The 25,825-nt window shown below is 70.4% G+C and carries 26 protein-coding genes; 13 read left to right on the plus strand and 13 right to left on the minus strand.

Annotation, left to right across the window (positions count from 1 at the left end):
- Positions 1 to 2 precede the first annotated feature (2 nt).
- Entirely contained in the window at positions 3 to 497 is a 495-nt protein-coding gene (locus tag BW41_RS04965) for a DUF2501 domain-containing protein (RefSeq protein ID WP_051583255.1), read from the plus strand.
- 11 nt (positions 498 to 508) lie between these two features.
- Here the strand turns inward: BW41_RS04965 and BW41_RS04970 are convergent, their stop codons facing one another.
- Complete coding sequence (locus BW41_RS04970; RefSeq protein WP_037531995.1) at positions 509 to 1,111, minus strand: hypothetical protein; 603 nt, start codon at positions 1,109 to 1,111, stop codon at positions 509 to 511.
- Positions 1,112 to 1,528: 417 nt separating this feature from the next.
- The gene (locus tag BW41_RS04975; RefSeq protein WP_037531996.1) at positions 1,529 to 2,056 is read right to left on the minus strand and encodes a hypothetical protein; all 528 of its coding nucleotides are present in this window, start codon (positions 2,054 to 2,056) and stop codon (positions 1,529 to 1,531) included.
- 102 nt (positions 2,057 to 2,158) lie between these two features.
- On the opposite strand from BW41_RS04975, the gene BW41_RS04980 reads away from it, so the two are divergent.
- Complete coding sequence (locus BW41_RS04980; RefSeq protein WP_037531998.1) at positions 2,159 to 2,536, plus strand: PRC-barrel domain-containing protein; 378 nt, start codon at positions 2,159 to 2,161, stop codon at positions 2,534 to 2,536.
- Here the strand turns inward: BW41_RS04980 and BW41_RS21995 are convergent.
- Entirely contained in the window at positions 2,533 to 3,108 is a 576-nt protein-coding gene (locus tag BW41_RS21995; RefSeq protein ID WP_327195564.1) for a HigA family addiction module antitoxin, read from the minus strand. The two genes, BW41_RS04980 and BW41_RS21995, sit on opposite strands and share 4 nt — an antisense overlap.
- 82 nt (positions 3,109 to 3,190) lie before the next feature.
- Positions 3,191 to 5,386 carry an excinuclease ABC subunit UvrB gene (gene uvrB / locus BW41_RS04990; protein WP_037532000.1) on the minus strand — a complete coding sequence of 732 codons (2,196 nt, stop codon included), beginning with the start codon at positions 5,384 to 5,386 and terminating at the stop codon, positions 3,191 to 3,193.
- 136 nt (positions 5,387 to 5,522) lie between these two features.
- Here uvrB and BW41_RS04995 point away from each other — a divergent pair, with 136 nt between their 5' ends.
- Positions 5,523 to 6,359: a ferredoxin--NADP reductase gene (locus tag BW41_RS04995; RefSeq protein ID WP_037532002.1), complete on the plus strand. Its 837-nt coding sequence runs from the start codon at positions 5,523 to 5,525 to the stop codon at positions 6,357 to 6,359.
- Positions 6,360 to 6,561: 202 nt separating this feature from the next.
- On the opposite strand, the gene BW41_RS05000 is transcribed toward BW41_RS04995, so the two are convergent.
- Entirely contained in the window at positions 6,562 to 7,782 is a 1,221-nt protein-coding gene (locus BW41_RS05000) for an MBL fold metallo-hydrolase (RefSeq protein ID WP_037532056.1), read from the minus strand.
- A gap of 112 nt (positions 7,783 to 7,894) precedes the next feature.
- Between BW41_RS05000 and BW41_RS05005 the strand changes: the two genes are divergently transcribed.
- The 5 genes from BW41_RS05005 (at position 7,895) to BW41_RS05025 (ending at position 12,530) form a co-directional block, all read left to right on the plus strand.
- Positions 7,895 to 9,466: an amidase gene (locus BW41_RS05005; protein WP_037532003.1), complete on the plus strand. Its 1,572-nt coding sequence runs from the start codon at positions 7,895 to 7,897 to the stop codon at positions 9,464 to 9,466.
- A 257-nt stretch (positions 9,467 to 9,723) separates the two neighbouring features.
- Positions 9,724 to 10,623: an acetylglutamate kinase gene (gene argB, locus BW41_RS05010; RefSeq protein ID WP_037532004.1), complete on the plus strand. Its 900-nt coding sequence runs from the start codon at positions 9,724 to 9,726 to the stop codon at positions 10,621 to 10,623.
- Between the two features lie 642 nt (positions 10,624 to 11,265).
- A complete protein-coding gene (gene pgsA, locus BW41_RS05015) occupies positions 11,266 to 11,832 on the plus strand; it encodes a CDP-diacylglycerol--glycerol-3-phosphate 3-phosphatidyltransferase (RefSeq protein WP_037532006.1) in 567 nt (188 codons plus the stop codon).
- Between the two features lie 3 nt (positions 11,833 to 11,835).
- The gene (moaD, locus tag BW41_RS05020; protein ID WP_037532008.1) at positions 11,836 to 12,093 is read left to right on the plus strand and encodes a molybdopterin converting factor subunit 1; all 258 of its coding nucleotides are present in this window, start codon (positions 11,836 to 11,838) and stop codon (positions 12,091 to 12,093) included.
- Complete coding sequence (locus BW41_RS05025) at positions 12,090 to 12,530, plus strand: molybdenum cofactor biosynthesis protein MoaE (RefSeq protein WP_037532009.1); 441 nt, start codon at positions 12,090 to 12,092, stop codon at positions 12,528 to 12,530. The genes moaD and BW41_RS05025 overlap by 4 nt, the downstream gene beginning before the upstream one ends.
- A 293-nt stretch (positions 12,531 to 12,823) precedes the next feature.
- On the opposite strand, the gene BW41_RS05030 is transcribed toward BW41_RS05025, so the two are convergent.
- The 4 genes from BW41_RS05030 to BW41_RS05045 form a co-directional block, all read right to left on the minus strand.
- Entirely contained in the window at positions 12,824 to 13,582 is a 759-nt protein-coding gene (locus BW41_RS05030; RefSeq protein WP_037532011.1) for a sulfite exporter TauE/SafE family protein, read from the minus strand.
- The gene (gene rlmN / locus BW41_RS05035) at positions 13,575 to 14,819 is read right to left on the minus strand and encodes a 23S rRNA (adenine(2503)-C(2))-methyltransferase RlmN (RefSeq protein WP_051583258.1); all 1,245 of its coding nucleotides are present in this window, start codon (positions 14,817 to 14,819) and stop codon (positions 13,575 to 13,577) included. The genes BW41_RS05030 and rlmN overlap by 8 nt, the downstream gene beginning before the upstream one ends.
- Before the next feature lie 107 nt (positions 14,820 to 14,926).
- Positions 14,927 to 15,394 (minus strand): invasion associated locus B family protein, encoded by a 468-nt coding sequence (locus tag BW41_RS05040; protein WP_037532012.1) that lies wholly within the window; start codon positions 15,392 to 15,394, stop codon positions 14,927 to 14,929.
- Positions 15,391 to 16,038 carry a histidine phosphatase family protein gene (locus BW41_RS05045; RefSeq protein WP_037532013.1) on the minus strand — a complete coding sequence of 216 codons (648 nt, stop codon included), beginning with the start codon at positions 16,036 to 16,038 and terminating at the stop codon, positions 15,391 to 15,393. The genes BW41_RS05040 and BW41_RS05045 overlap by 4 nt, the downstream gene beginning before the upstream one ends.
- A 199-nt stretch (positions 16,039 to 16,237) precedes the next feature.
- On the opposite strand from BW41_RS05045, the gene dnaN reads away from it, so the two are divergent.
- Both dnaN and BW41_RS05055 read left to right on the plus strand, forming a co-directional pair.
- A complete protein-coding gene (gene dnaN / locus BW41_RS05050; RefSeq protein ID WP_037532014.1) occupies positions 16,238 to 17,353 on the plus strand; it encodes a DNA polymerase III subunit beta in 1,116 nt (371 codons plus the stop codon).
- Entirely contained in the window at positions 17,354 to 18,391 is a 1,038-nt protein-coding gene (locus BW41_RS05055; RefSeq protein WP_051583259.1) for a lactonase family protein, read from the plus strand.
- A 634-nt stretch (positions 18,392 to 19,025) separates the two neighbouring features.
- Here the strand turns inward: BW41_RS05055 and BW41_RS05060 are convergent.
- A complete protein-coding gene (locus BW41_RS05060) occupies positions 19,026 to 19,901 on the minus strand; it encodes a DUF4886 domain-containing protein (RefSeq protein WP_443027638.1) in 876 nt (291 codons plus the stop codon).
- A 106-nt stretch (positions 19,902 to 20,007) separates the two neighbouring features.
- Between BW41_RS05060 and BW41_RS05065 the strand changes: the two genes are divergently transcribed.
- From BW41_RS05065 to BW41_RS05075, 3 genes are read left to right on the plus strand one after another with little or no spacing between them, the layout of a single operon-like run.
- A complete protein-coding gene (locus BW41_RS05065) occupies positions 20,008 to 21,102 on the plus strand; it encodes an 8-amino-7-oxononanoate synthase (RefSeq protein WP_037532017.1) in 1,095 nt (364 codons plus the stop codon).
- A complete protein-coding gene (bioD, locus tag BW41_RS05070) occupies positions 21,099 to 21,722 on the plus strand; it encodes a dethiobiotin synthase (RefSeq protein ID WP_037532019.1) in 624 nt (207 codons plus the stop codon). Before BW41_RS05065 ends, bioD begins: the two co-directional genes overlap by 4 nt.
- Positions 21,719 to 22,960, plus strand: a complete 1,242-nt coding sequence (locus BW41_RS05075) for an adenosylmethionine--8-amino-7-oxononanoate transaminase (protein WP_037532020.1) — start codon at positions 21,719 to 21,721, stop codon at positions 22,958 to 22,960. Before bioD ends, BW41_RS05075 begins: the two co-directional genes overlap by 4 nt.
- 264 nt (positions 22,961 to 23,224) lie before the next feature.
- Here the strand turns inward: BW41_RS05075 and BW41_RS05080 are convergent, their stop codons facing one another.
- The 3 genes from BW41_RS05080 to BW41_RS05090 are packed head-to-tail and all read right to left on the minus strand — an operon-like array spanning position 23,225 to position 25,793.
- Complete coding sequence (locus BW41_RS05080) at positions 23,225 to 24,166, minus strand: Gfo/Idh/MocA family protein (protein WP_081792908.1); 942 nt, start codon at positions 24,164 to 24,166, stop codon at positions 23,225 to 23,227.
- Positions 24,163 to 25,158: an AraD1 family protein gene (gene araD1, locus BW41_RS05085; RefSeq protein ID WP_037532021.1), complete on the minus strand. Its 996-nt coding sequence runs from the start codon at positions 25,156 to 25,158 to the stop codon at positions 24,163 to 24,165. The genes BW41_RS05080 and araD1 overlap by 4 nt, the downstream gene beginning before the upstream one ends.
- Complete coding sequence (locus BW41_RS05090; RefSeq protein ID WP_037532022.1) at positions 25,155 to 25,793, minus strand: 2-dehydro-3-deoxy-6-phosphogalactonate aldolase; 639 nt, start codon at positions 25,791 to 25,793, stop codon at positions 25,155 to 25,157. Before BW41_RS05090 ends, araD1 begins: the two co-directional genes overlap by 4 nt.
- Positions 25,794 to 25,825: the final 32 nt, after the last annotated feature.

Here is a 25,825-nt window from a genome sequence, read left to right on the forward strand (position 1 = left end):
TGATGAAGACGATCCTTGCCGCCGCGCTGATCCTCACGCCGACGCTGGCGGAGGCGCAGAGCGCCGATCGGGCGGGTACCGCCGCGCAGGAGCGTGATCCGGTCGGGCAGGCGTCGCCGCTCGCCGGGCTGCTCGGCCAGGGGGATATGCAGCAGTCGCCGCTCGCCGGATTGCTCGGGCAGGCGGGCGGGCTGCTCGGCGGCGGCGGCCTGCCGCAGATCGGGTCGATGGGCGCGGGCAATGCGGCGGGTCTGCTCGGCTATTGCCTCAAGAACCGGCTGCTCGGCAGCGGGGCGACCGGCGCGGGCGGTGCGGCGAGCGTGCTCGGCCGGCTCACCGGGCAGCGCGACGTGCAGCGTACGCCGGGCTATGCCGCCGGTCAGGCGGGGCAGCTCGAGACTCCCAACGGTGATGCGCTTTCGCTCGACGGGCTGCGCGGTCAGCTCAAGACCCAGCTCTGCAACCTCGTCCTCAAGCGCGCCAAGGCGTTCCTCTAGGAGGCTGCGCTCTATTTGCGCGTGTAGATGAGCAGGAAGGTCGGGCGGCCGTTCGACGAGCCGAAACTCGTCATGCGCCCGTCGAGGCCGAGCGTCGCGGCGCGGCGTGACAGGGCATCGCCCTGCAACGCCTGCATCGTGCGATTGCCGTCGGCCTCGGGCAGGCCGGGGGTCATGGTGCCGCTCACCTCGCACAGGCTGGTCGCGCAGCGGACCGCCAGCGCATTGCCGCCGCCGATCTGCGGCACGTCGGCGAGCGCGTTGCGCAGCCCGGCCTCGTTGCGCGCGGCCCAGGCGGGATCGCGCGGCTCGGCGCGGAAGCGGGCGTGGAGCTGCGCGGGATCGGACCCGGCGGGCGGGATCAGCTGCGCGACCGGATCGTCGCCCGCGCCGGGATTGGGTGGGACGGCGAGCGGCGCCGGCGCGGCATGCGGCATGCGGGTGGGCAACGGCTGCGGCTGTGACGGCTGGGGCGGCGGCCCGACGCGGACGACCCGAACGCCGGTGTCCGCCGGCGGCGGCGTGACGGGGATCGCCTGACGCCGGCCGACCCACCAGACGATCATCGCCACTGCGACGACCCCGAACAGAACAGCCCAGATCCGCTTCGCCATCATCATCCCTCCGCGTGCGGCGGAGACTAGGCCGCCGCGGCGGCGACCGGAAGAGGGCGGCGTCAAAATGAGAAGAGGGTGCCGTGCGCCTCCCGGCAACACGACACCCCCCAAACATGGTCAGCGGCCGGAGAGCTCCAGCCCGGGAAACCATGAAACTCCCGTCATCCTCGTCGTGCCGTTGATTGGGGGAGGATACCCCCCGGACACGATTCAAACGGATGTCAGAAGCCAGTCCCCCGAACGAACCGAACCGAACTCACTGCTGAACCATGAGACATCGGATCACCTCCTTTCGCTTGTTGATAGCCATGTGACCGGTACCGGCCACGACGCCTATGTGCGCACAACCGGGGGCGCAAACAAGTCTTGTAATGCAGGACGAATTCCGCGAGGCTTCGCCGCTCTGCCGCCGGCTCAGCCGCGGCAATCCTCCGTCACCCGCTCGATCTCCGCCCAGGCCGGCACGACCAACGTCGCGCCGCCGCGATGCTCGATGACGAAACGGCCGCGGCTGAAGCCCATCGCATCGAGCAGGCCGTCGTCGGCGGCGAGCGCCGCCTGTAGCGCGGGCGGATTGCCGCCGGCGGGTTGCACCGGCACGGCGCGGGTGACGCTGGTGGTGCGGATGGTGAGCGTCGTCGCCGTCGCGCCCTCGACCGACAGCAGGATGCGGCGCTGCGCGGCGTCGCAGCGCAGGGCGAGGCGGATCGCACCGCCCGGCACGCCGAATCGCGCGATGCTGCCGCGCGCGTCGCGCGCCCAGGTCCAGTCGCCGGGGGTGAGCGGCCAGTCGCGCCAGTCGTTGCCACGCGGCGGCGGCGCGCTGACCGGCGGCGCGGGAAGCGCGGCGACCGGCGACGGCGCGGGGGCGGGCGGCGGCACCGGCTGCGGGACGCAGGCGGCGGCGGCGAGCGCCAGGGCGGCGGCAAGGACAATACGCATCGCCAAGGCTTATGCGGGAAGGGCGCCGCGGCCTCAACCCGCGCGTGCGTGGAACCGCCGCGCCCGAACGTCGGTTCACCTGCGGCAAGCAAGGAGCATCCGATGTCGACCGACGCCACCACCACCGCCACCCAGTTGCTCGTCCAGGCGAACGTCGCCCATTCGCTGAAGGTGGAAAGCCGCGACGGCGATCAGGTCGGGTCGGTCTATGCGCTGATGGTGCACAAGGGGTCGGGGCGTTCCACGCACGCGGTGCTCAGCCTCGGCGGCTTCCTCGGCATGGGCAAGAGCTTCTACCCGCTGCCGTTCGAGCTGCTCCAGTTCGATCCGGTCCGCGACCTCTATGTCGTGACGATCGACCGGCGGATGCTGGAGGGCGGGCCGAGCTGGGCGAACAACGCACCGGTGTTCGACCAGGCCTATGCTGATCGCGTGGCGAGCTATTACGGGGTGAACAGCGCCAATCTCAGCGCCGGTTAGGCAGCCCGGGGAACGATATGATCGAGATCGGCCCGGTAGACCGACCGGGCCTCCTCGAGATCAAAATCGTTCTGCAAGCCGAGAAAGAAGGTTTCGCTCATACCGAAGTAACGTGCCAAGCGAAGTGCCGACTCAGCATCGATCGGGACACGTTCGTTCAACAGCGCCTCAAGCTTGTCAGGGGCGATGCCCGAGCCCGCGGCGACCTCGGCGGCCGATATGTCATTGCCGATCAAGAAATCCTCACGGAGGATTTCGCCTGGATGGATGTTCGGCAGTCGCTCGCTATCATCGATGATAATCTTCGATGCGGACATCACTGGGGCTCCGTCTTCCCAGCGGAAGGTGACCCTCCACTGTGCATTGATGCGGATACTATATGTTCCCTCACGGTCGCCCTTCAACTCCTCGAATCGATTGCCCGGTGGGATGAGCCGGTCGTACGGGCTGACGATGCGGTTGAGTTGACGCAGCTTGCGAAGCGCGGGACGCTGGATGTCCTGTGGCAACCGGCGGCTGCGATCGCCATTCCAAATGCGTGCGGTTTCGGCGTCGGCAAAGCTGCTGATCACATCGGTTCTCCCTCGCCGCCACCCTAGTTGGAAATACGCCGCTGTTTACCGCCGTCATCTTGTAGAGAGGGTTTCTACAGGTTCACCGCCCGCGCCGTCCCCCCATCCGCATCTTCTGCTCCTTGCCGTAGCGCGTCTTGCGGGTGCCGGGCTTGCCCTCGTTCGAGCGGCCCATGATCGGCGCCTTCTGCTCGGCGGCGGGGAGGCCGAGCTCCTCGTTCTCGAGCTGGCGGATCTCGTCGCGGAGGCGACCGGCCTCCTCGAATTCGAGGTCGCTCGCCGCCTTGCGCATCCGCTTCTCGAGATCCTCGATATAGGCGCGCAGATTGTGGCCGACCATGTGCGGGCGGTCCTCGTCGATCGGCACGGTAACCTGATCGCCCTGGCTGACGTGCGCGATGATGTCGCCGATGTTGCGGCGGATCGTCGTCGGCGTGATGCCATGTTCGAGGTTGTACGCCTCCTGCTTCTCGCGGCGGCGCGCGGTCTCGTTCATCGCGCGCTCCATGCTGCCGGTGATCCGGTCGGCGTAGAGGATGACGCGGCCGTCGACGTTGCGCGCGGCGCGGCCGATCGTCTGGATCAGCGACGTCTCGGAGCGCAGGAAGCCTTCCTTGTCGGCGTCGAGGATCGCGACCAGCCCGCATTCGGGAATGTCCAGCCCCTCGCGCAGCAGGTTGATGCCGATCAGCACGTCATAGACGCCGAGCCGCAGGTCGCGGATCAGCTCGATACGCTCCAGCGTCTCGACGTCGGAATGCATGTAGCGGACCTTGATCCCCGCCTCGTGCATATATTCGGTCAGATCCTCGGACATGCGCTTGGTCAGCGTCGTCACCAGGGTGCGATAGCCGGCGGCGGTCGTCTTGTGGCATTCCTGGATCAGGTCCTGCACCTGTTCCTCGACCGGCTTGATCTCGACCGGCGGATCGATCAGCCCGGTCGGGCGGATGACCTGTTCGGCGAAGACGCCGCCGGTCTGCTCCATCTCCCAATTGCCCGGCGTCGCCGAGACGCTGACCGTCTGCGGGCGCATCGCATCCCATTCGTTGAAGCGCAGCGGCCGGTTGTCGATGCACGAGGGCAGGCGAAAGCCATATTCGGCGAGCGTGATCTTGCGACGATGGTCGCCGCGCGCCATCGCGCCGATCTGCGGCACGGTCTGGTGGCTCTCGTCGACGAAGAGGACGGCATTCTCGGGCAGATATTCGAACAAGGTGGGGGGCGGCTCACCCGGCAGGCGGCCGGTGAGGAAGCGGCTGTAATTCTCGATCCCCGCGCAGCTGCCGGTGGCGGCGATCATCTCGAGGTCGAAATTGGTGCGCTGTTCGAGCCGCTGCGCCTCGAGCAGCTTGCCTTCCGCGACCAGCTCCTTGAGCCGTTCGGCCAGCTCGTGCTTGATCGCGTCGCCCGCCTGTTTGAGCGTCGGTCCCGGCGTGACGTAATGGCTGTTGGCATAGACGCGGACGCTGTTGAGGCTCGCCACCTTCTTGCCGGTGAGCGGGTCGAATTCGATGATGTCCTCGATATCGTCGCCGAAGAAGCTGATCCGCCAGGCGCTGTCCTCGTAATGCGAGGGGAAGATTTCCAGCGTGTCGCCCTTCACGCGGAAATTGCCGCGCGCGAAGGCGGCGTCGTTGCGCTTGTACTGGAGCGCGACGAGCTTGCGGACGATCTCGCGCTGGTCGACCGTCGTGCCCTTCTTGAGATCGAAGATCATCGCCGAATAGGTTTCGACCGAACCGATGCCGTAGAGGCACGACACCGAGGCGACGATGATGACGTCGTCGCGTTCGAGCAGCGACCGCGTCGCCGAATGGCGCATCCGGTCGATCGACTCGTTGGTCGACGATTCCTTTTCGATATAGGTGTCCGAGCGCGGCACATAGGCCTCGGGCTGATAGTAATCGTAGTAACTGACGAAATACTCGACCGCATTCTCCGGGAAGAAGCTCTTGAACTCGCCATAGAGCTGCGCGGCGAGGATCTTGTTGGGGGCAAGGATCAGCGCGGGGCGCTGCAATTCCTCGATGACCTTGGCCATGGTGAAGGTCTTGCCCGAGCCGGTGACGCCGAGCAGCACCTGATCCTTCTCGCCGGCGCGCGCGGTGGCGGTGAGCTCGGCGATCGCCGTCGGCTGGTCGCCCGACGGCGAATAGTCGCTGACCAGCTTGAACGGGCGGCTGCCTTCGGCCTTTTCTGGGCGCGACGGACGATGCGGGACGAAGCTTTCGCCGGTCTCCGGCTCGGCGAGGCTGGTGCGGATCTGGATGGCCATATCGGGAACATATATGGGGAAGCGGTCGCGCGGCGGCAATGACCAGCCGGGGCAAGCCCAAGCTTTGCTTTGGTTGACCCGGGCGGCGCGGGTTCATAATGCGATCCCTTCGCAAACTGCCCGAAGCCCGATCCGCATGACCGATGTCCGCTCGCCCGTTACCCTGCCCGAGACCAAGGCGTTCGCCAACGTCAAGGTGCTGTGGGTGCGCCATTGGAACGACCGGCTGTTCAGCTTCGCGGTCGAGCGGCCGGCGAGCTTCCGCTTCCGCTCGGGCGAGTTCGTGATGATCGGCCTGCCCGGCGCTTGGCCGGAGGAGGGGGGCGAGGGCGCGAAGCCGATCATGCGCGCCTATTCGATCGCCAGCCCGCATTATGCCGAGGAGCTGGAATTCCTGTCGATCAAGGTCGAGGACGGGCCGCTCACCTCCAAGCTCCAGCTGATCCAGCCGGGCGACGAGGTCTATATGGGCAAGAAGCCGACGGGCACGCTCGTCACCGACGCGCTGATCGGCGGCAAGCGCCTGTTCTTCTTCTCGACCGGCACCGGTCTTGCGCCGTTCCTCAGCCTGGCGCGCGATCCCGACGTCTACAGCATGTTCGATCAGGTGATCCTGGTCCATTCGGTGCGGCAGGTCAGCGACCTTGCCTATCACGACGAACTGCAGGCGCGGCTGGCCGACGATCCGCTGGTGTCGGACGAGGCGGCGACGCAATTCCACTATGTGCCGACGGTGACGCGCGAACCGTTCCGCACCACCGGGCGGATCGGCGACCTGATCGAAAGCGCGGCGCTGTTCGGCGATCCGGTACAGGGGGCCAAGAAGCTTGATCCCGAGACCGACCGGATCATGCTGTGCGGCTCGATGGCGATGATCCGCGAGACGGCGGCGATGCTCGACGGGCTGGGGTTCGAGGAGGGCTCGAACGCCAAGGCCGGGACCTATGTGATCGAGCGGGCGTTCGTCGATTGAGGTGATTCGCCCCTTCCAGGGGAGGGCGCGGGTGAGGGTGCCAGGGCACTGACGCCTCTCTTTCTCGTCATCCCGGCGAAAGCCGGGATCCATGGACGCGGCACGTCCGGGCGATGCGCGCCCTCTCCGAAGGTTCCGTATCCATGGATCCCGGCTTTCGCCGGGATGACGAAGGAGGGGCCGCGCTGCCCCAAGACCCTTCTTACCGTAACGCCCTCACCGCGGGCGTGTCGAGGCAGCGCATCATCTCGGGCGCGGTCATCGGCGTGCCGCGCGCCGGCGGCGCATAGACCGGCACCTCGAACGGCACGCCGATCGGCTGGGCGGCGAAGCCGTCGCCGCCCGAGCAGCGCATCGCCGCCGCCAGCATCCGCGGCGGCGTGTCATAGCCTTCGTAGGACAGGCGGAACGTCCCCCAGTGGATCGGCAGCGAGCGCGCCGCGCCGAGCCGCTGGTGGATCAGCGCCGCCTCGGCGGGGCCGATGTGGCTGCCCGAGGCCATCTGGCCGGGCTGGAAGCGGAAGGCGCCGATCGGGATCATCGCGAAGCGGATCGGGCCATAGGCCGCCGCCTCGGCCGGCCACAGGCCGTCGCCGAAGCCGGTGTCGCCCGCGAAGAACAGATTGCCGCCGCGCGGCAGGCGGACGACGAAGCTCGACCAGAGCGCGCGGTTGCGGTCGCTGAACCAGCGGCTGCCCCAATGATGGTTGCGCGTGACGAAGACGCGGGCGCGGTCGCCCGGGCACCAGCCGTCGGGGTCGCAGCGCGGATCGCGGCTGGTGTCGTGCAGGCCGGTGGCGTCGATCGTCGCGCTGCCGCCCCAGTCGAGCCCGAGCGCACGCGCCCCCGCCTGACCGATGACGCTGTCGTTGCCGAGGCTGGTGACGATCGCCGGATGGTCGCGCCGCCACAATGCGCCGAGCGCGGCGAGGTCGAGATGGTCGTAATGATCGTGGCTGACGAGGATCAGGTCGATCCGCGGCAGGTCGGCGAGCCGCACCCCCGGCGCGGCGACGCGGCGCGGACCGAAGCCGAGCGGCCCGGCGCGGTCGGCGTAGATCGGGTCGGTGAGGATGTTGAGCCCCTGCGTCTGGATCAGCACGGTGGCATGGCCGATCCAGGTCACCACCATCCGGTCGCCGTCGACGCGCGCGGCGGGGCGCGCCGGCGTCACCGCGACCTGCGCCGGCCAGCGGGGGCGGCCATCGCTGCCGGTCAGCTGCCGCCAGAAGAAGCCGGCACGGCCGCCGGGCAGCGTCGGCGCGGGGCTGTCGCGATCCGGGTTGACGAAGCGCGCGCCGTCGAAATGGTCGGTCGGCGGCCCACGATAATAGAGGCGATCGAGGAAGCGTGGCACGATCGTCGCGCCGAGCCCGACGACCACGACGATCAGCACCAGCAGCCCGGCGAGGGGGCGGATCAGTCGTGCCACGGCAAATCGGTCATCGTCATCCTCTTATAGCGGCACGCCGCACGCGGGCGCTTGCGCCGCACCGTCTTCGCCCTAGCATCGCGCAAAACGGCAGGGGGGTTCCATGCGATTGATGTTTCTAGCGGTTTTACTGTCCGCGACGGCGGCACCGGCGCTCGCCAAGGGGCCGCGGGTGGAGGAAGTGCCGCTCGAACAGGTGCAGGCGATGATGACCGCCGGCAAGACGACCAGCGTCGCGATGACGCGCGCCTATCTCGACCGGATCGCCGCGCTCGATCGCAAGGGGCCGCGGCTCAATGCGGTGATCGCGCTCAATCCCGACGCGCTGGCGCAGGCCAAGCGTCTCGACGAGGAACGCCGCGCCGGGCGCATCCGTGGCCCGCTGCACGGCGTGCCGGTGCTGATCAAGGACAATATCGAGACCGCCGATCCGATCCCGACCACCGCGGGCAGCCTCGCGCTCAAGGACAATGTCACCCGCCGCGACGCGCCGGTGGTGGCGCGGCTGCGCGCGGCGGGGGCGGTGATCCTCGGCAAGACCAACCTCAGCGAGTGGGCGAACATCCGTTCGAGCCATGCGATGAGCGGATGGAGCGCGGTCGGCGGGCTGGTGCGCAATCCCTATGCGCTCGATCGCACGGCCTGCGGATCGTCGTCGGGATCGGGCGCGGCGGTGGCGGCGAGCTTCGCCGCGGCGGCGGTCGGTACGGAGACCGACGGATCGGTGGTCTGTCTCTCGTCGATCAACGGGCTGGTCGGGCTGAAGCCGTCGATCGGCCTGGTCAGCCGCACGCACGTCGTGCCGATCAGCCATTCGCAGGATACGCCGGGGCCGATGGCGCGCAGCGTCCGCGACGCGGCGATCCTACTCTCGGCGATGGTCGGCGCCGATCCGGCCGATCCGGCGACGGCGGGCGCGGTGGCGCGCGATTATGCCGCCGGCCTGTCGGTGAGCGCGCTGTCGGGGATGCGCGTCGCGGTGCTGCGCCCGGAGGGGCTGTCGACCGAGGTGGCGGCGTCGTTCGACCGCGCGCTCGCCGTGCTCAAGGCGGCCGGCGCGGTGCTGGTGCCGGTCGAGGCACCCAAGACCGAGGCGCTCGGCGAGGCCGAGTTCACCGTGCTCAAGACCGAGCTCAAGGCGGATCTCGACGCCTATCTGGCGACCACTCCGCCGGCGGTGTCCGCGCGCACGCTCGACCAGCTGATCGCCTTCAACCGCGCGCAGGCGGCGCAGGAGATGCCGTTCTTCGCGCAGGAGACGTTCGAGGCGGCGGCGCAGACCAAGGGGCTGGGCGATCCGGCGTACAAGGCGGCGCGCGCGACCTCGCTGCGACTGGCGAGCGAGGCGATCGACGGCATGCTGCGCCGCGCCGGCGCGCGCGTGCTGGTCGAGCCGACCTATGCCGAGGCATGGCTGAGCGATCCGGTGCACGGCGACCAATATAACGGGCCGTCCTCGTCGGAGCTGCCGGCGGTGGCGGGCTATCCCAACCTCACCGTGCCGATGGGCCTTGCCAAGGGGCTGCCGGTCGGACTGTCGTTCATCGCCACCAAGGGGGACGATGCGACGGTGCTGGGGGCGGGCTATGCCTATGAGCAGCGGGCGCGGGCGCGGGTGGCGCCGCGCTATCTCGCGCAGGCGGATGTCGGGGCGGGGCTGGAGGGGGCGCGGTAACCGGCGTCCCGCTCCTGTCCTCACCCTCTCGCCGCCTTCGGCGTCTTTCCTCTCCCGGAGGGCGCATCGGGTGAACAGTACCCCGTGCTGTTCAGGCCATGCCGGGGGCATGGCCGACCCGATGCGGGAGGGAGGCGCGCAGCGCCGGAAGGGTGAGGGCAGGGCGAAACGGCGGTTCCCGCCACGACAGCTACGACACGCCCCGTCCCACCCACAGCACCTTCACCGCGCGACCATCCGCGGCTAAAGGCGCGCGGATGACCGACTCGATCGCCACCGCCGCGCTGCTCGCCAAGGCCGAAACGCTCACCGACGCGCTGCCCTATCTGCAGCGCTATGCGGGCAAGACCTTCGTGGTGAAATATGGCGGCCATGCGATGGGCGATCCGGAGCTGGCGCGCGACTTCGCCGAGGATGTCGTGCTGCTCAAGGCGGTCGGCATCAACCCGGTGGTGGTGCATGGCGGCGGGCCGCAGATCGGTGCGATGCTCAAGCGGCTCGGCGTCGAATCGCGCTTCGTCGACGGGCTGCGCGTCACCGACGCGGAAACCGCACGGATCGCGGAGATGGTCCTCGCCGGTTCGATCAACAAGGAGATCGTCAACTGGATCGGCCAGGCGGGCGGCCGCGCGGTCGGCATCTCGGGCAAGGACGCCAATCTCGTCACCGCGCGCAAGGTCGGGCGCGATACGCCCGACACGTTGCAGGGGATCGAGCGGCACGTCGATCTCGGCTTCGTCGGCGAGCCGGTCGCGGTCGACCGGACGATCATCGACACGCTGTCGGCGAGCGGCATCATCCCGGTGATCGCGCCGATCGCCAGCGGCCGCGACGGCCAGACCTATAACATCAACGCCGACACGATGGCTGGCGCGATCGCCGGGGCGCTGGGCGCGGCGCGGTTCTTCCTGCTGACCGACGTCGCCGGGGTGCTCGACAAGGACAAAACATTGCTCACCGACCTCGACCCGGCGAAGATCGCGGCGTTGCAGGCGGACGGGACGATCTCCGGCGGGATGATCCCCAAGGTCGAGACCTGCGTCGCCGCGGTCGGGGCCGGGGTCGACGCGGCGGTGATCCTCGACGGTCGCGTACCGCATGCGATGCTGCTGGAGATCTTCACCTCCGAGGGCGCGGGGACGATGGTGCACGCCTGAGCCATCGATCCGCGCAGGGGCGCGGAGGACGCGGGGGCGCGCAGCGTCGGCGCCTGATCGTACGGCCGGTCGGCGCAAGCTGAGGCTGCCCGCTACCTCTCCGCGTCTCCGCGCCTCCGCGTGAACGCTCGTCCACGGTCCCCTGCGAGCCACGCCGGAACCGAATGCGACCCACATCCCGTTCGTGCTGAGCCTGTCGAAGCACACGCTTCCTCAAGAGCGCGGTGGGCGAGGAAGCCCGCCCTTCGACGAGCTCAGGACTAACGGACAGGGGAAAGGCGGGAAGCCAAGCTGCGGGCGAAATCCCGTCCGTCGGCACTGCGACAAACCGCGCGTGCGGAACCGTCAAGCCGAAGGCTTCGGTTCACGCGGAGGCGCGGAGGCGCGGAGGCGCGGAGGCGCGGAGAGGTGGCTCTCCGTGCACGACGAGACATCGCAGGGCCAGCAGGTGACGAATGCGGCCGCCGCACCCGCAACTCCTCTGCGTCCTCCGCGCCTCCGAGTGACCCGGATCCGCGCCTTCACCGAGGCGCGCCCGGCCGCGGACAAAAGCAGCCGTTTACCCGTGGCGAGCGCGTCGATCCGGCACAGTGCTTTCCGCAGGGGTTCCGCCCGCTGCCGCGGCGGAGTAGGAGGGCGACGATGCTGACCTTGCCCAACCTCCTGACGTTGTCGCGGATCGTCGCGGTGCCGCTGCTCGTCGCGTTGCTCTGGTGGCCGCGCTGGGAGGCGGGGTTCGGCATCGCCTTCGCGCTCTACTGCCTGATGGGCATCACCGATTATTTTGACGGCTATCTGGCGCGCGCGCAGGGCGCGGTGTCGAAGCTCGGCGTCTTCCTCGATCCGATCGCCGACAAGATCATGGTCGCCGCGGTGATCCTGATGCTGGTCGGCACGCGGCACGACGATCGCGCGCTGATCACCGGCGTGCATCTGATCGCCGCGCTGATCATCCTGCTGCGCGAGATCGCGGTGTCGGGGCTGCGCGAATTCCTCGCCGGACTGCAGGTGTCGCTGCCGGTGTCGAAGCTCGCCAAATGGAAGACGACGCTGCAGCTCGTCGCCTTCGGCGCGCTGATCCTCGCCGGCGCGCTGCCGGCGCAGGGCTGGATCAAGGCGACCGGACTCGGCTGCCTGTGGGCGGCGGCGGCGCTGACGCTGGTGACGGGCTGGGATTACCTGCGCGTCGGCCTCAAGCATATGGACTGAGCGATGCGCCTCGATCTCCTCTATTTCGCCTGGGTGCGCGAGCGGATGGGCCGCGCGCACGAGACGGTCGAGCTGCCCGCCGGGGTCACCGACGTCGCCGGCCTGATCGACTGGCTGGCGGCGCGCGACGAGGCCGGCGCGGCTGCGCTGGCGGATCGCGGCCGGCTGCGTGCCGCGGTCGATCAGGCGTTCGTCGCCATCGACGCCTCGATCGTCGGCGCACGCGAGGTCGCGCTGTTCCCGCCGGTGACCGGCGGATGATCCGCATCCGCGTCACCCCCGAAGCGATCGACATCGCGGCCGAAATGGCGCTCGCCGAAGCGACGGCGGGCGCCGGCGCGGTGGCGACTTTCACCGGGCTGGTCCGTGCCGACGACGGTGTCGGCACGCTCGAACTCGAACATTATCCGGGGGCGACCGAGGCGGCGCTCGAACGCGTCGCGGCGCAGGCGGTGGCGCGCTGGTCGCTCGGCGCGGCGACGATCGTCCACCGCGTCGGGCCGATGGCGCCGGGCGCGCGCATCGTCTTCGTCGCCGCCGCCGCCCCGCATCGCGCCGCCGCGCTCGACGCCTGCGCCTATCTCATCGACCGGCTCAAGACCGACGCCCCCTTCTGGAAACGCGAAACCCGCGACGGCGAGGCACGCTGGGTCGAGGCGCGGGAGACGGATGACGCGGCAGCCTCGCGCTGGGAGTGAGTGGCGGTCGCCTTCGCGCGCGGCGGTGGTGGCTCTGGGGAGAGAATTTCGCGCAGTGGCGCAGTGGCGCGGCAAGGTGACGCGCGGGTCAGCCTCATACCTCTCAAGATAGCCACCATACCGCCTCGCTGACCCGGCACCCTCCGCGCCTCCGCGCCTCCGCGCGAACGAAAGCCGCCGGCGCGACAAGTCGACTCGCATCATTCTCTCAGCGCCTGGGACGATGGCGCCGGCTGATCGGCCCCTAGCCCCTCCTCCGTCAGCCCCGAGCGTGTCGAGGCACGTACGGCACATCAGCCGTAGGCGCGCCAGAAGAAGACCGCGGTCGTCGCGACCGTCACCAGCAGCGTCCAGCCGCGGATCACGCCCGGCGGCAGGCGGCGGCCGACGAGGGCGCCGAGATAGCCGCCGGCGATCGAGCCGATCATCATCGGCAGGCAGAGGGTCCATGCGACCATGCCGCTGGCGATGAAGACGATCGTCGCCGCGCTGTTGGCGACCGCGAGCATCAGCGTGCGCGGCGCGGCGAGCGCGGCGGGGCTGTCGCCGGTGAGCAATCCCCACATGGCGGTGAGCATCATGCCGACGCCGCCGCCGAAATAGCCGCCATAGATGCCGAGCAGCGCCTGCCCGGCGACGAGGCTGCGCGGCCCCGCGGCGAAGCGGGTGCTCAGCCAGTCGGAGGCATGGCGGCCGAGCGCGATCGCGATCGTCGCGGCGAGCAGCAGCCACGGCACGATGACGTCGAAGGCGCGCGCCGGCGTCCAGGCGAGCAGCAGGCTGCCGGCGAGGCCGCCGGCGAAGGTAATCGCGGACAGCGTGCGGATGCCGACCCCGCCGAGCGGCGCGAGCCCGCCGCGATAGGCCCAGGCGCTCGCCATCGCGCCGGGCTGGACGGCGACGTTGCTGGTCGCATTGGCAATCGTCGAGGGCAGGCCGAGCGCGATCAGCGTCGGCATCGTCGCGAACGAGCCGCCCCCGGCGAGCGCGTTCATCGCGCCGCCGACCATTCCTGCGCCCGCCGCGAAGGCGAGCGTCGCCGGATCAGCCAAGCGCGGCCATCTTCTCGTCGGCCTCGCGGTCGAGCTGCGCGCGGCTCTTCTTCTCGGCCGCGGTCTTGAGCTGGCCGCAGGCGGCGTCGATATCGCGGCCGCGCGGGGTGCGCACCGGCGCGGAGATGCCGCCCTGGAAGACGATGTCGCTGAACCGCCGCACCCGCTCCGGCGTCGACGTGTCATAGGGCGCGCCGGGCCAGGGGTTGAACGGGATCAGATTGACCTTGGCGGGCAGGTCGTATTTGCGCAGCAGCCGGACGAGCTCGTGCGCCTCGGCATCCGAATCGTTCTTGTCCTTGAGCATGACATATTCGAACGTGATGCGGCGGGCGTTGTTGGCGCCGGGATAATCGGCGCAGGCCTGCAACAGCTCCTCGATGCCGTATTTCTTGTTGAGCGGCACGATCTCGTCGCGCACCTCCTTGGTCACCGCGTGCAGCGACACGGCGAGGTTGACGCCGATCTCCTCGCCGGCGCGCGCCATCATCGGCACGACGCCGCTGGTGCTGAGCGTGATGCGGCGCTTGGAGAGGGCGAGGCCGTCGCCGTCCATCACCAGCTTGAGCGCATCGCGCACCGCGTCGAAATTGTAGAGCGGCTCGCCCATGCCCATCATCACGATATTGGTGAGCATCCGCCCTTCGGGCTGGCTCGGCCATTCGCCGAGCGCGTCGCGCGCGAGCATCACCTGGCCGACGATCTCGCCCGCGGTGAGGTTGCGGACGAGGCGCATCGTGCCGGTGTGGCAGAAGCGGCAGTTGAGCGTGCAGCCGACCTGGCTCGACACGCAGAGCGTGCCGCGATCGGCGTCGGGGATGAACACCGCCTCGTAATCCTGCCCGTCGGGCGAGCGCAGCAGCCATTTGCGCGTCCCGTCGGTCGACACCTGCGCCTCGACCACCTCCGGCCGGCCGATGACGAAGCGCTGCTCCAGCCACGGATGCATCGTCTTGGAAATGTCGGTCATCGCCAAAAATTCGGTGGCGCCGCGATTGTAGAGCCAGTGCCAGATCTGCTTGCCGCGCAGCTTCGCCTGTCGCGGCTCCATGCCGGCATCGAGCAGCGTCTGGCGCAATGCGTCCTTGCCGAGGCCGATCAGGTCGATCCGCCCGTCCTCGCGGAAGGTCGGCGCGCGCGGCACGGGCACGGGATCGATATGGCCCGGAATGGGCATCGGAGGAGCAACGCTGTCGAGCATCGCCGGCATATAGGCGAAAACGGTGCGATTTGCCATGGTGTCGGATAAGCGCGCGTGATCCTGCGCCAGTCGAAGCGGAGGGCCCGGCGGAGCACCGTCGGACGGCGTGTGGAACCCTGCGCTCCTGCCGGCGCAGGAACGCCTCACCGCCCCGCGCAGGCCAGCGCCGCCGCGTCGATCGCGGTGGCGGCGCCGGCGAGGCGGTAGACGTCGGCGAAGGGGCGGCCGCCGGTGGCGACGGCTTCGATGCTCATGCTGCGGCCGGAACGCAGCGCGGCGAGGATGGCGCGGTCGCTGGGGCCGTCCGTCGCCCAGGCGTCGCGGTCGGTGGCGGCGAGGTCGAAGCGGCGCTCGCCGACGCTCAGCGTCACCCGCGCCGCGCGTTCGCGCGGGCGCGACAGGCGGATGTGCAGCGAGTTGCGCAGGCCGCGGCCCGGCCAGGTGGCGATGCTCGCCCAGCCGCCGGTGCGGCCTCCCGCCGCGACCGGGCGCGCGATCGCATAGCAGCGCGCCGGCGTGGCGTCGCGGAACGCGCCCCAGCCCTGATAGACGCCGATCGTCTCGCGCCCGGCGGGGGTGGCGGCAACCAAGACGGCGAGCAGCAGGCTCATGCGGGGGCGTGGCCGGTGCCGCGATGCGCGATCGTCTCGACCCCGGCGGCGATGCAGGCGAGCGATCCCTGCGGCAGGCCGGCGGCGATCGGCGCGCCCCAGTCGGGATGCGGCGGCAGCCCGGTCATCACCCCGCGCAGCACGCGGCTGCTGATGCCGTGCGAGATTACCAGCCGGTCGCCCGGATCGCCCGCGGTGTCGACGAGCCAGCCGGTGACGCGCGCGGCGATCTGCCGGTAATCCTCGCCGCCGGGGGCGGGGCGGAGCAGGCCGTCGGCGGTGACGATCGGGCCGACCGCGCCGGCCAGCTCCGCATAGCCGCGCCCGCCCCAGCTGCCCATGCCGATCTCGCCGAGCCGCGCATCGAGGCGGGCGCCATGCCAGTCGAGGTCGAGCAGCTCGGCGATCACCGCCAGCGTCTGCAAGGCGCGGCCGGTCGGCGAGGCCCACAGGGTCAGCGCCGGCCGCACGCCGAGCCGCTCGCGCAAGGCGCACCCGATCGCCTCGGCCTGCGCGAAGCCGGCGCGGGTGAGCGGCGTGTGCGCCGCGTCGCCCTGCAACCGCGCGGCGGCGTTGAACACGGTTTCGCCGTGGCGGGCGATGAAATCACGGCCGCGGCGCACGGTCGGGGCGGGGAGGGTCATGCCGCGGGTGTCGGAGGGCGACCGGGCAAAAGCAACGGCTTTCGCATTTTCCCGCGCTCCACCCGCGCTAACGCCACGTTAACTGGAATCGCCCGAGGGGTCGGCACGCTTGCTCCTACCCCTTTTTCATGGGTAGGACGGAGTGGAACACGCCCCGGACTCGGGGAATACCCGTTAGCGGGGGCAGGGGTTAGGATTCATGAAGGCGACGATCGAACGCGCAACGCTGCTCAAGGGGCTGAGCCATGTCCAGTCGGTGGTGGAGCGGCGCAATACCATTCCGATCCTGTCGAACGTGCTGCTCGAGGCGACCGCCGAGGGCCAGCTGCGGATGATGGCGACCGACCTCGACCTCCAGATCAACGAATCGGTGATGGCCGCGGTCGACCAGCCGGGATCGACGACGGTGTCGGCGCACACGCTGTTCGACATCGCGCGCAAGCTGCCCGACGGCAGCCAGGTGCAGCTTGCCGCGTCGGAAGGGCGGATGTCGATCGTCGCGGGGCGCGCGCGCTTCAGCCTCGGCACGCTGCCGCGCGACGACTTTCCGGTGATCGCCGAGGGCGAGCTGCCGACGCAGTTCGAGATTCCGGCGGAGACGCTCAAGCAGATCATCGACAAGACGCGCTTCGCCATCTCGACCGAAGAGACGCGCTATTATCTCAACGGCATCTTCCTGCACGTCCAGGACGATGCGGCCGAGCCGACGCTCAAGGCGGCGGCGACCGACGGCCATCGCCTCGCCCGCGTGACGCTGCCGCGGCCCGAGGGCGCGGCGGGGATGCCCGACGTGATCGTGCCGCGCAAATGCGTTGCCGAGCTGCGCAAGCTGCTCGACGAGGTCGACGGCTCGGTCGGCGTGTCGCTATCGGGGACCAAGATCCGCTTCGACCTGGGGCAGGCGATCCTCACCTCAAAGCTGATCGACGGCACCTTCCCCGATTATTCGCGCGTCATCCCGACCGCGAACGACAAGATCCTCAAGCTCGATCCGCGCAGCTTCGAAGAAGGCGTCGATCGCGTCTCGACGATCGCCACCGAAAAGACCCGCGCGGTCAAGATGGCGCTCGACCGCGACAAGATCACGCTGTCGGTGACCAGCCCGGAAAACGGCACCGCGGCGGAGGAAGTGCCCGGCGAATATGTCTCGCTGCCGTTCGAGATCGGCTTCAACAGCCGTTATCTGCTCGACATCCTGGGCCAGATCGACGGCGACGTGGTCGAGGTGCACCTCAACGACGCGGCGGCGCCGACGCTGATCCGCGAGAATGACAAGGCACCGGCGCTGTACGTGCTGATGCCGATGCGCGTCTGAATGACGCTCGACCGGCGCGCCCTGCTCGCCGGCATCGGTGCGAGCGTCGCCTTGCCCGCCGCCGCCGCGCCGCCGCGTGAGGGCGTCGCGGCGTCGTCGGACGGCGGCGCCTTCGCGCTCGGCGCGGCGGGCGGGGTGCGGCGGCTGGCGCTGCCGGACGGGCTCGAATGGACGGTGCCGGACGGCACGGGGCGGCTCGCGGTCTTTTCCGGCAAGGCGGGCGGGCGGCTGATCGGCTTCGACGCCGGCTGGCGGTCGCGCGGCGCGGCGGCGACCGGCGGCCACGAGCCCGTCCATCTCGCGATCGCGCCCGATCGCTCGGTTGCCGCGGTGGCGGATTACAGCGGCGGGACGGTGTCGGTGCATCGGCTGCGCGACGGCGTGCCGGGAGCGGCGCAGATCGTCCGGCATCACGGCCGCGGACCCAATGCCGCGCGACAGGCGGAGCCGCATCCGCATTGGGTCGGCTTCGGCGGCGGCGGGCGCTGGCTCTATGCGGTCGACCTCGGCGCGGATGCGGTGTTCGCGCATCGCATCGTCGGCGGGCGGGTGGTCGATACGATGGTCGCATGGCAGGCGCCGCCGGGATCGGGGCCGCGGCATATCGCCTGGCACCCCGACGGGCCGCTCGCCTATCTGGTCAGCGAACTCGACAGCCGGCTGACGACGCTGCGGATCGAGGCGGACGGCCGGTTCACCACGATCGGCGCGCAGCCGACGCTGCCGGCGGGGCGGGAGGGCTATGTCGGCCATGTCGCGGTCGATGCGGCGGGCAAGCGGCTCTATGCCTCCAACCGCGGGCCGAATACGATCGCGGTGTTCGCGCTCGACGATCCGCTGCGACCGCGGCTGATCGAACAGGCGCCGTGCGGCGGCGACTGGCCGCGCTTCTTCCTGCTGCGGCCCGAGGCGGGTGAGATGCTCGTCGCCAACGAGCGCAGCCCGGCGATGGCGGTGCTGCCGCTGCTGCGCGACGGGCGGCTCGGCGCGGCGCGGGCGGGACCGGCGGTGCCGAAAGCGCGGTTCGCGGCCTGGTAGCTGGGCGAGGCGGTTTGTGCGCGCAGAGGCGCGGAGGGCGCGCAGGTGCTCCCGATCCTCGCCGGTATGCCTCGATCGATTTCCTGCGAGGACGCGAAGACGCCAAGGGCGCGCGGTGGAGAGCACGGACCGCACCGGCGGCGAGGCAGGACGTCTTCGCGTCGTCGCGTGAACCCGTTCAGGCTTCCGGATCATCGGACCGACGGCCGCATACGTCGCTGCTCCGCGCCTCCGCGCCTCCGCGCCTCCGCGTGAACAAGCAGCATCGCGTGGTTAGGAATGGGCCGACGCGCATCGCGGCGTCGCTCGAGTCGGCCGCGCCGGCGAAGCAGGTTGTTGCACGCGGAGGCGCGGAGGCGCGGAGGCGCGGAGGGGCTCCGATCCGCGCCGGCGCGCCTCGATGGAGATTTCACGCAAAGACGCGAAGACGCGAAGACGCGAAGAGGGTGCGGCTGGGGCTGGCGTGTTCCTCTTATCTTGCCGGTAGAAAGCGTGGGCCGCGCCGGCGGCGGGGCGGGACATCTTCGCGTCTTCGCGTGAACTCACCTAGGCTCCGCCGGGAGATAAGCACGGAGCAGCGGCATAGCCGCCTCTCTGCGTCCTCCGCGCCTCTGCGCGAATACCCGAGATGACCTCAGCCGCGTTCGAGTTGCTCGCGGGCGACGAGTTGCAGCGAGGCGGCGAGGTCGGGGGAGAGGCCGAGTTCGTCGGCGGCGCGCTCGGTACGGCCGAGGGTGCGCGGATCGACGCCGGTGACGCGCCCGAAGACGAGCAGGGCTTCGAGATAATAGCCCGCGGCGCTGGCGTGGTATTGATCGTAGGTCCAGAAATTGGCCTGGCCGTAGCTGACCCCGTCATAGGGATTGGGATCGGCGATGCCGGCGGCGAAGGCGCGCAGCCACGCCTGGCCGACCGGGATGATGCCGCTCACCGCGGGATGCGTGCGGCGGGCGCGGTCGGCGGCGGCGCGCAGATCGTCGGCCATGGCGGCGATGCCGCGGCCGTACCAGTGGCCGCCGGGCAGATAGGTCTGATCGGCGCGGCTCCACGTCGCCATCAGATTGACCCGCACCGCCGGATTGCGCCCGCGGAACAGATCGGTGAGCGCGCCGACGCTGCGGATGTAGCGCGCCGGATCGCCCGGCCGCTCGCGATCGAGCGTGCTATATTCCTGCAAGACGACGACGTCCCAGGCGCGGTCGAACAGATGCCGGCGCTGGTCGTAATGGAAGGCGAGGCTCTGCCCGCCCTGCGTCTCGAGGCTGACTGCGTAGCGCAGCCCGGCCTCCTCGGTGAATTCCTTGAACAGCGCCGGCACGCCGCCATAGCCCGCGCCGTTGAGATCGGTGACGGTGCCGGCATGCCAGTTGCGCACCGGGGAATGTTCGCCCTGGGTGAAGCTGTTGCCGATGAACAGGATGGTGCGCGGCAGCGTGACCGGCTGGGCCGCCGCCACGGTCGGCACGAACAGCGCCATCGCCCCTGCCACGATCATCGCCCGTATCGTCATCATCCCCCCGCCTTCGCCGCGTAGCGCGTCGTCTCTACCGGAGGCGGCGGGGCGATGACCAGCGCGGGATGATGGCGTGTCGCGTTCCATCGGCTAAAGGGCGGGGATGCTGCAATTCTACCGCGACGATCTGGCTAGGCTGGCGGGCGCCGACCGGCTGCGGCGGCTGGTGCCGCGCGCCGGCGCCGATTTCACCTCGAACGATTATCTCGGCCTCGGCGACTCGGCGCGGCTGCGTGCGGCGGTGGCGGCGGCGCTGGATCGCGGCGTCGGGATCGGTTCGGGCGGGTCGCGCCTGCTGCGCGGTAACGATCCCGAACATGAGGCGCTGGAGGCGGAGGCGGCGGCCTATTTCGGTAGCGAGGCGGCGCTGTTCCTCGCCAATGGCTATGCCGCCAATGTCGCGGCGCTGGCGACGCTGCCGCAGCCGGGCGATCTGGTGATCCACGACACGCTGATCCACGCGAGCGCGCACGACGGCATGCGCCTCGGCCGCGCGCCGCGGGTGGCGGCGGCGCATAACGATGTCGCGGCGTTCGAGGCGGCGATCCGCGACTGGCGGCGCGGCGGCGGGACGGGCACGCCGTGGATCGTCGTCGAGAGCCTCTACGGCATGGATGGCGACCGCGCGCCGCTCGCCGATCTCGTCGCGCTCGCCGACCGCCATCAGGCTATGCTGATGATCGACGAGGCGCATGCGACGGGCGTGTTCGGCGACGGCGGGCGCGGGCTGGCGGCGGCGCTGCACGGGCGCGAGAACGTCGTCACGCTGCACACCTGCGGCAAGGCGCTCGGCGCGGAGGGCGGGCTGTTGTGCGTGCCGCGGCTGCTGCGCGACCATCTGGTCAACCGCGCGCGCGGCTTCATCTTCTCGACCGCGCCGTCGCCGCTGATCGCGGTGGCGGTGCGCGAGGCGCTGCGCATCCTCGCCGACGAGCCCGAGCGGCAGGCGCGGCTCTGGGCGCGGATCGGCGTGGCGGAGGCGGCGCTGGACCGGGCGACGGGATCGCAGATCCTCCCCGTCTTCGTCGGGGCGGACGGCGCGGCGGTGGCGCTCGCCGCGCGCTGTCAGGCGGCGGGCTATGACGTGCGCGCGATCCGGCCGCCGACGGTGCCGGCGGGGACGGCGCGGCTGCGCATCTCGATCACCTGCCACGTCGATGACGCGGCGATTCACGGACTGGCGGAGCTGTTGCGATGACGCGGACGATCGTAGTGACGGGCACCGATACCGACATCGGCAAGACGGTGTTCGCCGCCGGCCTCGCCGCGGCGCTCGGGGCGACCTATTGGAAGCCGGTGCAGGCGGGGTTCGATCCCGCCGGCGACGGCGATGGCGACGTGGTGCGGCGGCTCGGCGTGACGCGGGTGCTGCCCGAGGCCTATCGGCTGGCGACGCCCTGTTCGCCCCATCGCGCCGCGGCGATCGACGGGGTGACGATCGATCCGGCGCGGCTCGCGCTGCCCTCGGTCGACGGTACGCTGGTGGTCGAGGGCGCGGGCGGCGTGCTGGTGCCGCTCGCCGGTGACCGGCTCTACGCCGACCAATTCGCGGCGTGGCAGGCGCCGGTGGTGCTGGTCGCGCGGACCGCGCTCGGCACGATCAACCACAGCCTGCTCAGCATCGAGGCGTTGCGCCACCGCGGCGTGCCGATCCTCGGCATCGCCTTCGTCGGCGAGCCGGAGGAGGACAGCGAGGCGACGATCGCGGCGATCGGCCGGGTCAGGCGGCTCGGCCGGCTCGGTCGGGTCGCGCCGCTCGACGCCGCCACGCTGGCGCAGGCCTTCGCGGCCGGGTTCAGACCCGAGGATTTCGCATGACTTCGCCGATCTGGCATCCCTTCACCCAGCATGGGCTCGGCGAGCCGATCCCGACCGTGGTGCGCAGCGAGGGCGCGGCGCTGTTCACCCGCGACGGGCGGCGGATCGTCGATGCGATCTCGAGCTGGTGGGTGACGACGCACGGCCATCGCGAGCCGCGGATCATGGCGGCGATCGCCGCGCAGGCGGAGCGGCTCGACCAGATCATCTTCGCCGGCTGGAGCCACGAGCCGGCCGAGGCGGTGGCGGCGGGGCTGCTGCGGCTGATGCCGCCGGCGCTGACGCGGGTGTTCTTCTCCGATTCGGGATCGACCGCGGTCGAGGTCGCGCTCAAGATGGCGCTCGGCTATTGGCTCAACCGGGGCGAGCCGCGGCACCGCATCCTGGTGCTCGAACACGGCTATCACGGCGATACGATCGGGACGATGTCGGTCGGCGCGCGCGGCGCGTTCAACCGGGCGTACGAACCGTTGCTGTTCGACGTCGCGACCATTCCCTTTCCCGCAGCGGGGGCGGAGCAGGCGACGCTCGATGCGCTGGAGGCGGCGTGCCGCGCAGCGCCGGCGGCGCTGATCGTCGAGCCGCTGATCGTCGGCGCCGGGGGGATGCTGACCTATCCGTCGCATGTCCTCGCCGAGATGGCGGCGATCTGCGCGCGTCATGCCGTGCTGTTCATCGCCGACGAGGTGATGACCGGCTGGGGGCGGACGGGGACGCTGCTGGCGTGCGAGCAGGCGGGCGTGGTGCCCGACATCCTCTGCCTGTCGAAGGGGCTGACCGGCGGCGCGGTGCCTCTGGCGGTGACGATGGCGCGCGAGCCGATCTATCAGGCGCATTACAGCGACGATCGCGCGCGGATGTTCTTCCACTCGTCGAGCTACACCGCCAATCCGATCGCCTGCGCGGCGGCGGCGGCGAACATCGCGATCTGGGAGGAGGAGCCGGTGCTGGCGCAGGTCGCCGATCTGGCGACGCGGCAGGCGGCGCGGCTGGCGGCCTTGCCGGGCGTGCGTCATCCGCGGGCGCTGGGGACGATCGCCGCGGTCGACCTGGGTCGCGACGGGGCGGACTATCTGTCGGCGCTGGGGCCGAAGCTGCTCGCCTTCTTCCGCGACCGCGACCTGCTGCTGCGGCCGCTCGGCAATACGATCTACGTCATGCCGCCCTATTGCATCGACGATGCCGAGCTCGACGCGATCTATGCTGCGATCGGCGAGGCTGCCGAACGCTTCGCCTGACCGGCCGCGATGGCCGCCTCATCATTGCGATGGGGATCGAGTGCTCGCTCCGGAGCGCGACACCTCCGCGCCTCCGCGTGAACCCACGTCTGCTTCGTTTTCTGGGAAGAAGAGAGGGTTTACGCGAAGACGCGACGACGCGAAGGGTTTTGGCTCACGCGGAGGCGCGGAGTAGAGAAGGGATCGGGCCGCGCTTGTGGCTTACCCCCTGCGCTCTGACAGGAACGCAGCACCTGCGCGTCTTCGCGTGAACCCTGATGCTCGTTATTCGATGAACGGCTCCACCGTCAGGCGTTCGCCGCGCAGGAAGGCGTCGGCGACATGGCGCAGCGGGGCGATGTCGACGTCGCTGGTGCGGGCGTGGACGATCTCGGCGAAGCGCCGGTAGAGGCCGGAATATTCGCCGTGCAGTGCGGCGCTGTGCGACGGTTCGCTGCCGTCGGGCAGGACCAGCCGCGCGCCGCCGTCGTGCAGCGTCAGCGTGCCGCGGTCGGTCTCGACGACGATGTCCCAGCTTTGCGGGCCTTCCTGCCGGAAGTCGAAATCGGCGCTGATCGCCAGCCCCAGATCGTCGGCGAAGCGCAGCCGCGCGGCGATCGGTGCGGCGCAGTTCGACGGGAAATCGAGTTCGGCGTCGGTGATGAAGAACGGCCGCGGCAGGATGCGGGTGACGATCGACAGCGCGTTGATGCCGGGATCGAACACGCCGAAGCCGCCCGCTTCGAGGATCCAGCCCTGTCCCGGATGCCAGACGCGGATGTCCTCGCGCCAGGTCACCGTGACGCTGCGGATCTCGGCATCGGCGAGAAAGGCGCGCGCCGGCTCGACGCCGGGGGCGTAGCGCGAATGCCAGCTGGCGAACAGGCTGATCCCGGCGGCGTCGGCCGCAGCGCTGAGCTGCGCCACCTCGGCGAGCGTCGCGCCGGGCGGTTTTTCGAGGAAGACGTGCCAGCCCTGTGCGATCGCGCGCGCGGCGATCGTACGGCGCACCTGCGGCGGCGTGCACAGCGCGACCGCGTCGATCGCCAGGCCGCTGGCGATGAGATCGTCGATGTCGCGGAAATGCGCGACGCCGGCGACGCCTTCCCCGTTGCGGCTGACCGTCGCGGTGAGGACGATGTCGGCATCAGCGGCGATCGCGGGAACGTGCTGGTCGTGCGCGATCTTGCCCATGCCGATGAGCGCGAGGCGGATCGGCCCGCTCACAGCGTGCGCACCGTGACCGGGGTGGCGCCGGCGTCCGCGAGGGCGAGCGGGTTGCGCAGCGGCAGCGTGAACGGCGCCGCCTCGATCGCGAAGACGTCGCCCGCCTGCGTCTGCACGCCGTCGGCGCAGGACAAGGTCGCGGTGCCGAAGAAGTGGACGTGGATGTCGCCGGGGCGGCGGAAGGCGGCGTATTTGAAATGATGATGTTCGAGGTTGGCGAGCGTGTGCGACATGTTCGCCTCGCCGGTGAGGAAGGGCTTCTCCCACAGGGTCTCGCCGTCGCGCTCGATGCGGCTGGTGCCGCGGATGTCGGCGGGCGGTTCGCCGAGCAGCAACTCGGCCCCGAGCGCGGCGACGCGCAGCTTGCTGTGCGCGAGCCACAAATAATTGTGCCGCTCGGTGACGTGATCGCTGAATTCGTTGGCGAGCGCGATGCCGAGACGGAAGGGCGTGCCGTCGTCGCCGATCAGATAGATGCCGGCAAGCTCGGGCTCCTCGCCGCCGTCCTGCGCGAAGGCGGGCGAGGTGAGCGGCGCGCCGGGGGCGATCAGCGACTGGCCGTCGCCCTTGTAGAACCACTCCGGCTGCGCGCCGACCGCGCCGGCGGCGGGGCGGCCGCCGTCCATGCCTTCGAGGAACAGCCGCATCGAATCGGTCTGCGTGCCGGCGGCGGCGGCCTTGTGCATCGCGTCGCGTCCGGCGGCGGAGCCGAGATGGGTGAGGCCGGTGCCGGCGAGCATCAGCCGCGCGTTGTCGTCATGGTCGATCGCGGGCAGCAGGCTGCCGTCGGCGAGCGCGGCGGCGAGATCGACCGTCTCGTCCGAGCGGCGCGCGCGTGCCGCCTCGGCGAGCGTCACGCCCTCGGCGATGGCGAGCGCGGCGAGCTCGCGGGTGGCTGCGACGCCGGTGACGACATGCGCGGCCGCCTCGGCGAAGAGGACACGGCGGCTGCCGTCGGGCAGGCGTTGCTGGAGCAGGCGGGCAAAGGTCATGCGAGTTCCTTGGCGGCGGTGACGAACGCCGCGGCATCGCGCGCGACGTCGGCGACGGACTTGCCGGCGCGATAGAGGTTGGAGCCGAGACCGAAGCCGTCGGCACCGGCGGCGCGCCACGGCGCCATGGTGTCGGGCGCAATACCGCCGACCGCGAGCACGCGCGTCGTCTTGGGCAGCACCGCGCGCTGCGCCTTGAGGAAGCCGGGACCGGCACCGTCGGCGGGGAAGAGCTTGAGCGCATGCGCCCCCGCGGCGAGCGCGGCGAACCCCTCGCTCGGCGTGTAATAGCCGGGCAGCGAGACGAGCCCGCGCGCGACCGAGGCGCGGATCACCTCGGTATCGGTATTGGGCGAGATGATCAGCTCGCCGCCCGCCTGCGCGACATCGGCGACCGCCTGCGGGGTCAGCACCGTGCCCGCGCCGACCATCGCCCGGCCGGCATAGCGTTTCGCCATGGCGGCGATGCTGACCAGCGGATCGGGCGAGTTGAGCGGCACTTCGAGCAGGGTGAAGCCGGCATCGACCAGGGCGTCACCGACGCCTTCGCATTCGGCCGGGGTGAGGCCGCGCAGGATCGCGACCAGCGGACAGGCGGCAAAGGCCGCGGCAAACCGCGCGGCGGGATCGGTCATCGACGATGCTCCTGATGGGGAAGGGGGGGCGG

Origin of the sequence: Sphingomonas sp. RIT328, assembly GCF_000632225.1 — a bacterium.
Classification (GTDB): domain Bacteria; phylum Pseudomonadota; class Alphaproteobacteria; order Sphingomonadales; family Sphingomonadaceae; genus Sphingomonas; species Sphingomonas kyungheensis.

Excerpts from the sequence above, each read along its gene's own strand:
- BW41_RS04965 (WP_051583255.1), top strand. The coding sequence starts at position 3 with ATGAAGACGATCCTTGCCGCCGCGCTGATCCTCACGCCGACGCTGGCG.
- pgsA (WP_037532006.1), top strand. The coding sequence starts at position 11,266 with ATGCTGACCTTGCCCAACCTCCTGACGTTGTCGCGGATCGTCGCGGTG.
- BW41_RS05040 (WP_037532012.1), bottom strand. The coding sequence starts at position 15,394 with ATGAGCCTGCTGCTCGCCGTCTTGGTTGCCGCCACCCCCGCCGGGCGC.
- BW41_RS04970 (WP_037531995.1), bottom strand. The coding sequence starts at position 1,111 with ATGGCGAAGCGGATCTGGGCTGTTCTGTTCGGGGTCGTCGCAGTGGCG.
- bioD (WP_037532019.1), top strand. The coding sequence starts at position 21,099 with ATGACGCGGACGATCGTAGTGACGGGCACCGATACCGACATCGGCAAG.
- BW41_RS05065 (WP_037532017.1), top strand. The coding sequence starts at position 20,008 with ATGCTGCAATTCTACCGCGACGATCTGGCTAGGCTGGCGGGCGCCGAC.
- BW41_RS05045 (WP_037532013.1), bottom strand. The coding sequence starts at position 16,038 with ATGACCCTCCCCGCCCCGACCGTGCGCCGCGGCCGTGATTTCATCGCC.
- BW41_RS05075 (WP_037532020.1), top strand. The coding sequence starts at position 21,719 with ATGACTTCGCCGATCTGGCATCCCTTCACCCAGCATGGGCTCGGCGAG.
- BW41_RS05025 (WP_037532009.1), top strand. The coding sequence starts at position 12,090 with ATGATCCGCATCCGCGTCACCCCCGAAGCGATCGACATCGCGGCCGAA.
- araD1 (WP_037532021.1), bottom strand. The coding sequence starts at position 25,158 with ATGACCTTTGCCCGCCTGCTCCAGCAACGCCTGCCCGACGGCAGCCGC.
- BW41_RS04975 (WP_037531996.1), bottom strand. The coding sequence starts at position 2,056 with ATGCGTATTGTCCTTGCCGCCGCCCTGGCGCTCGCCGCCGCCGCCTGC.
- BW41_RS05055 (WP_051583259.1), top strand. The coding sequence starts at position 17,354 with ATGACGCTCGACCGGCGCGCCCTGCTCGCCGGCATCGGTGCGAGCGTC.
- BW41_RS04980 (WP_037531998.1), top strand. The coding sequence starts at position 2,159 with ATGTCGACCGACGCCACCACCACCGCCACCCAGTTGCTCGTCCAGGCG.
- rlmN (WP_051583258.1), bottom strand. The coding sequence starts at position 14,819 with ATGGCAAATCGCACCGTTTTCGCCTATATGCCGGCGATGCTCGACAGC.
- argB (WP_037532004.1), top strand. The coding sequence starts at position 9,724 with ATGACCGACTCGATCGCCACCGCCGCGCTGCTCGCCAAGGCCGAAACG.
- BW41_RS05090 (WP_037532022.1), bottom strand. The coding sequence starts at position 25,793 with ATGACCGATCCCGCCGCGCGGTTTGCCGCGGCCTTTGCCGCCTGTCCG.
- BW41_RS05005 (WP_037532003.1), top strand. The coding sequence starts at position 7,895 with ATGCGATTGATGTTTCTAGCGGTTTTACTGTCCGCGACGGCGGCACCG.
- uvrB (WP_037532000.1), bottom strand. The coding sequence starts at position 5,386 with ATGGCCATCCAGATCCGCACCAGCCTCGCCGAGCCGGAGACCGGCGAA.
- moaD (WP_037532008.1), top strand. The coding sequence starts at position 11,836 with ATGCGCCTCGATCTCCTCTATTTCGCCTGGGTGCGCGAGCGGATGGGC.
- BW41_RS05060 (WP_443027638.1), bottom strand. The coding sequence starts at position 19,901 with ATGACGATACGGGCGATGATCGTGGCAGGGGCGATGGCGCTGTTCGTG.
- BW41_RS04995 (WP_037532002.1), top strand. The coding sequence starts at position 5,523 with ATGACCGATGTCCGCTCGCCCGTTACCCTGCCCGAGACCAAGGCGTTC.
- dnaN (WP_037532014.1), top strand. The coding sequence starts at position 16,238 with ATGAAGGCGACGATCGAACGCGCAACGCTGCTCAAGGGGCTGAGCCAT.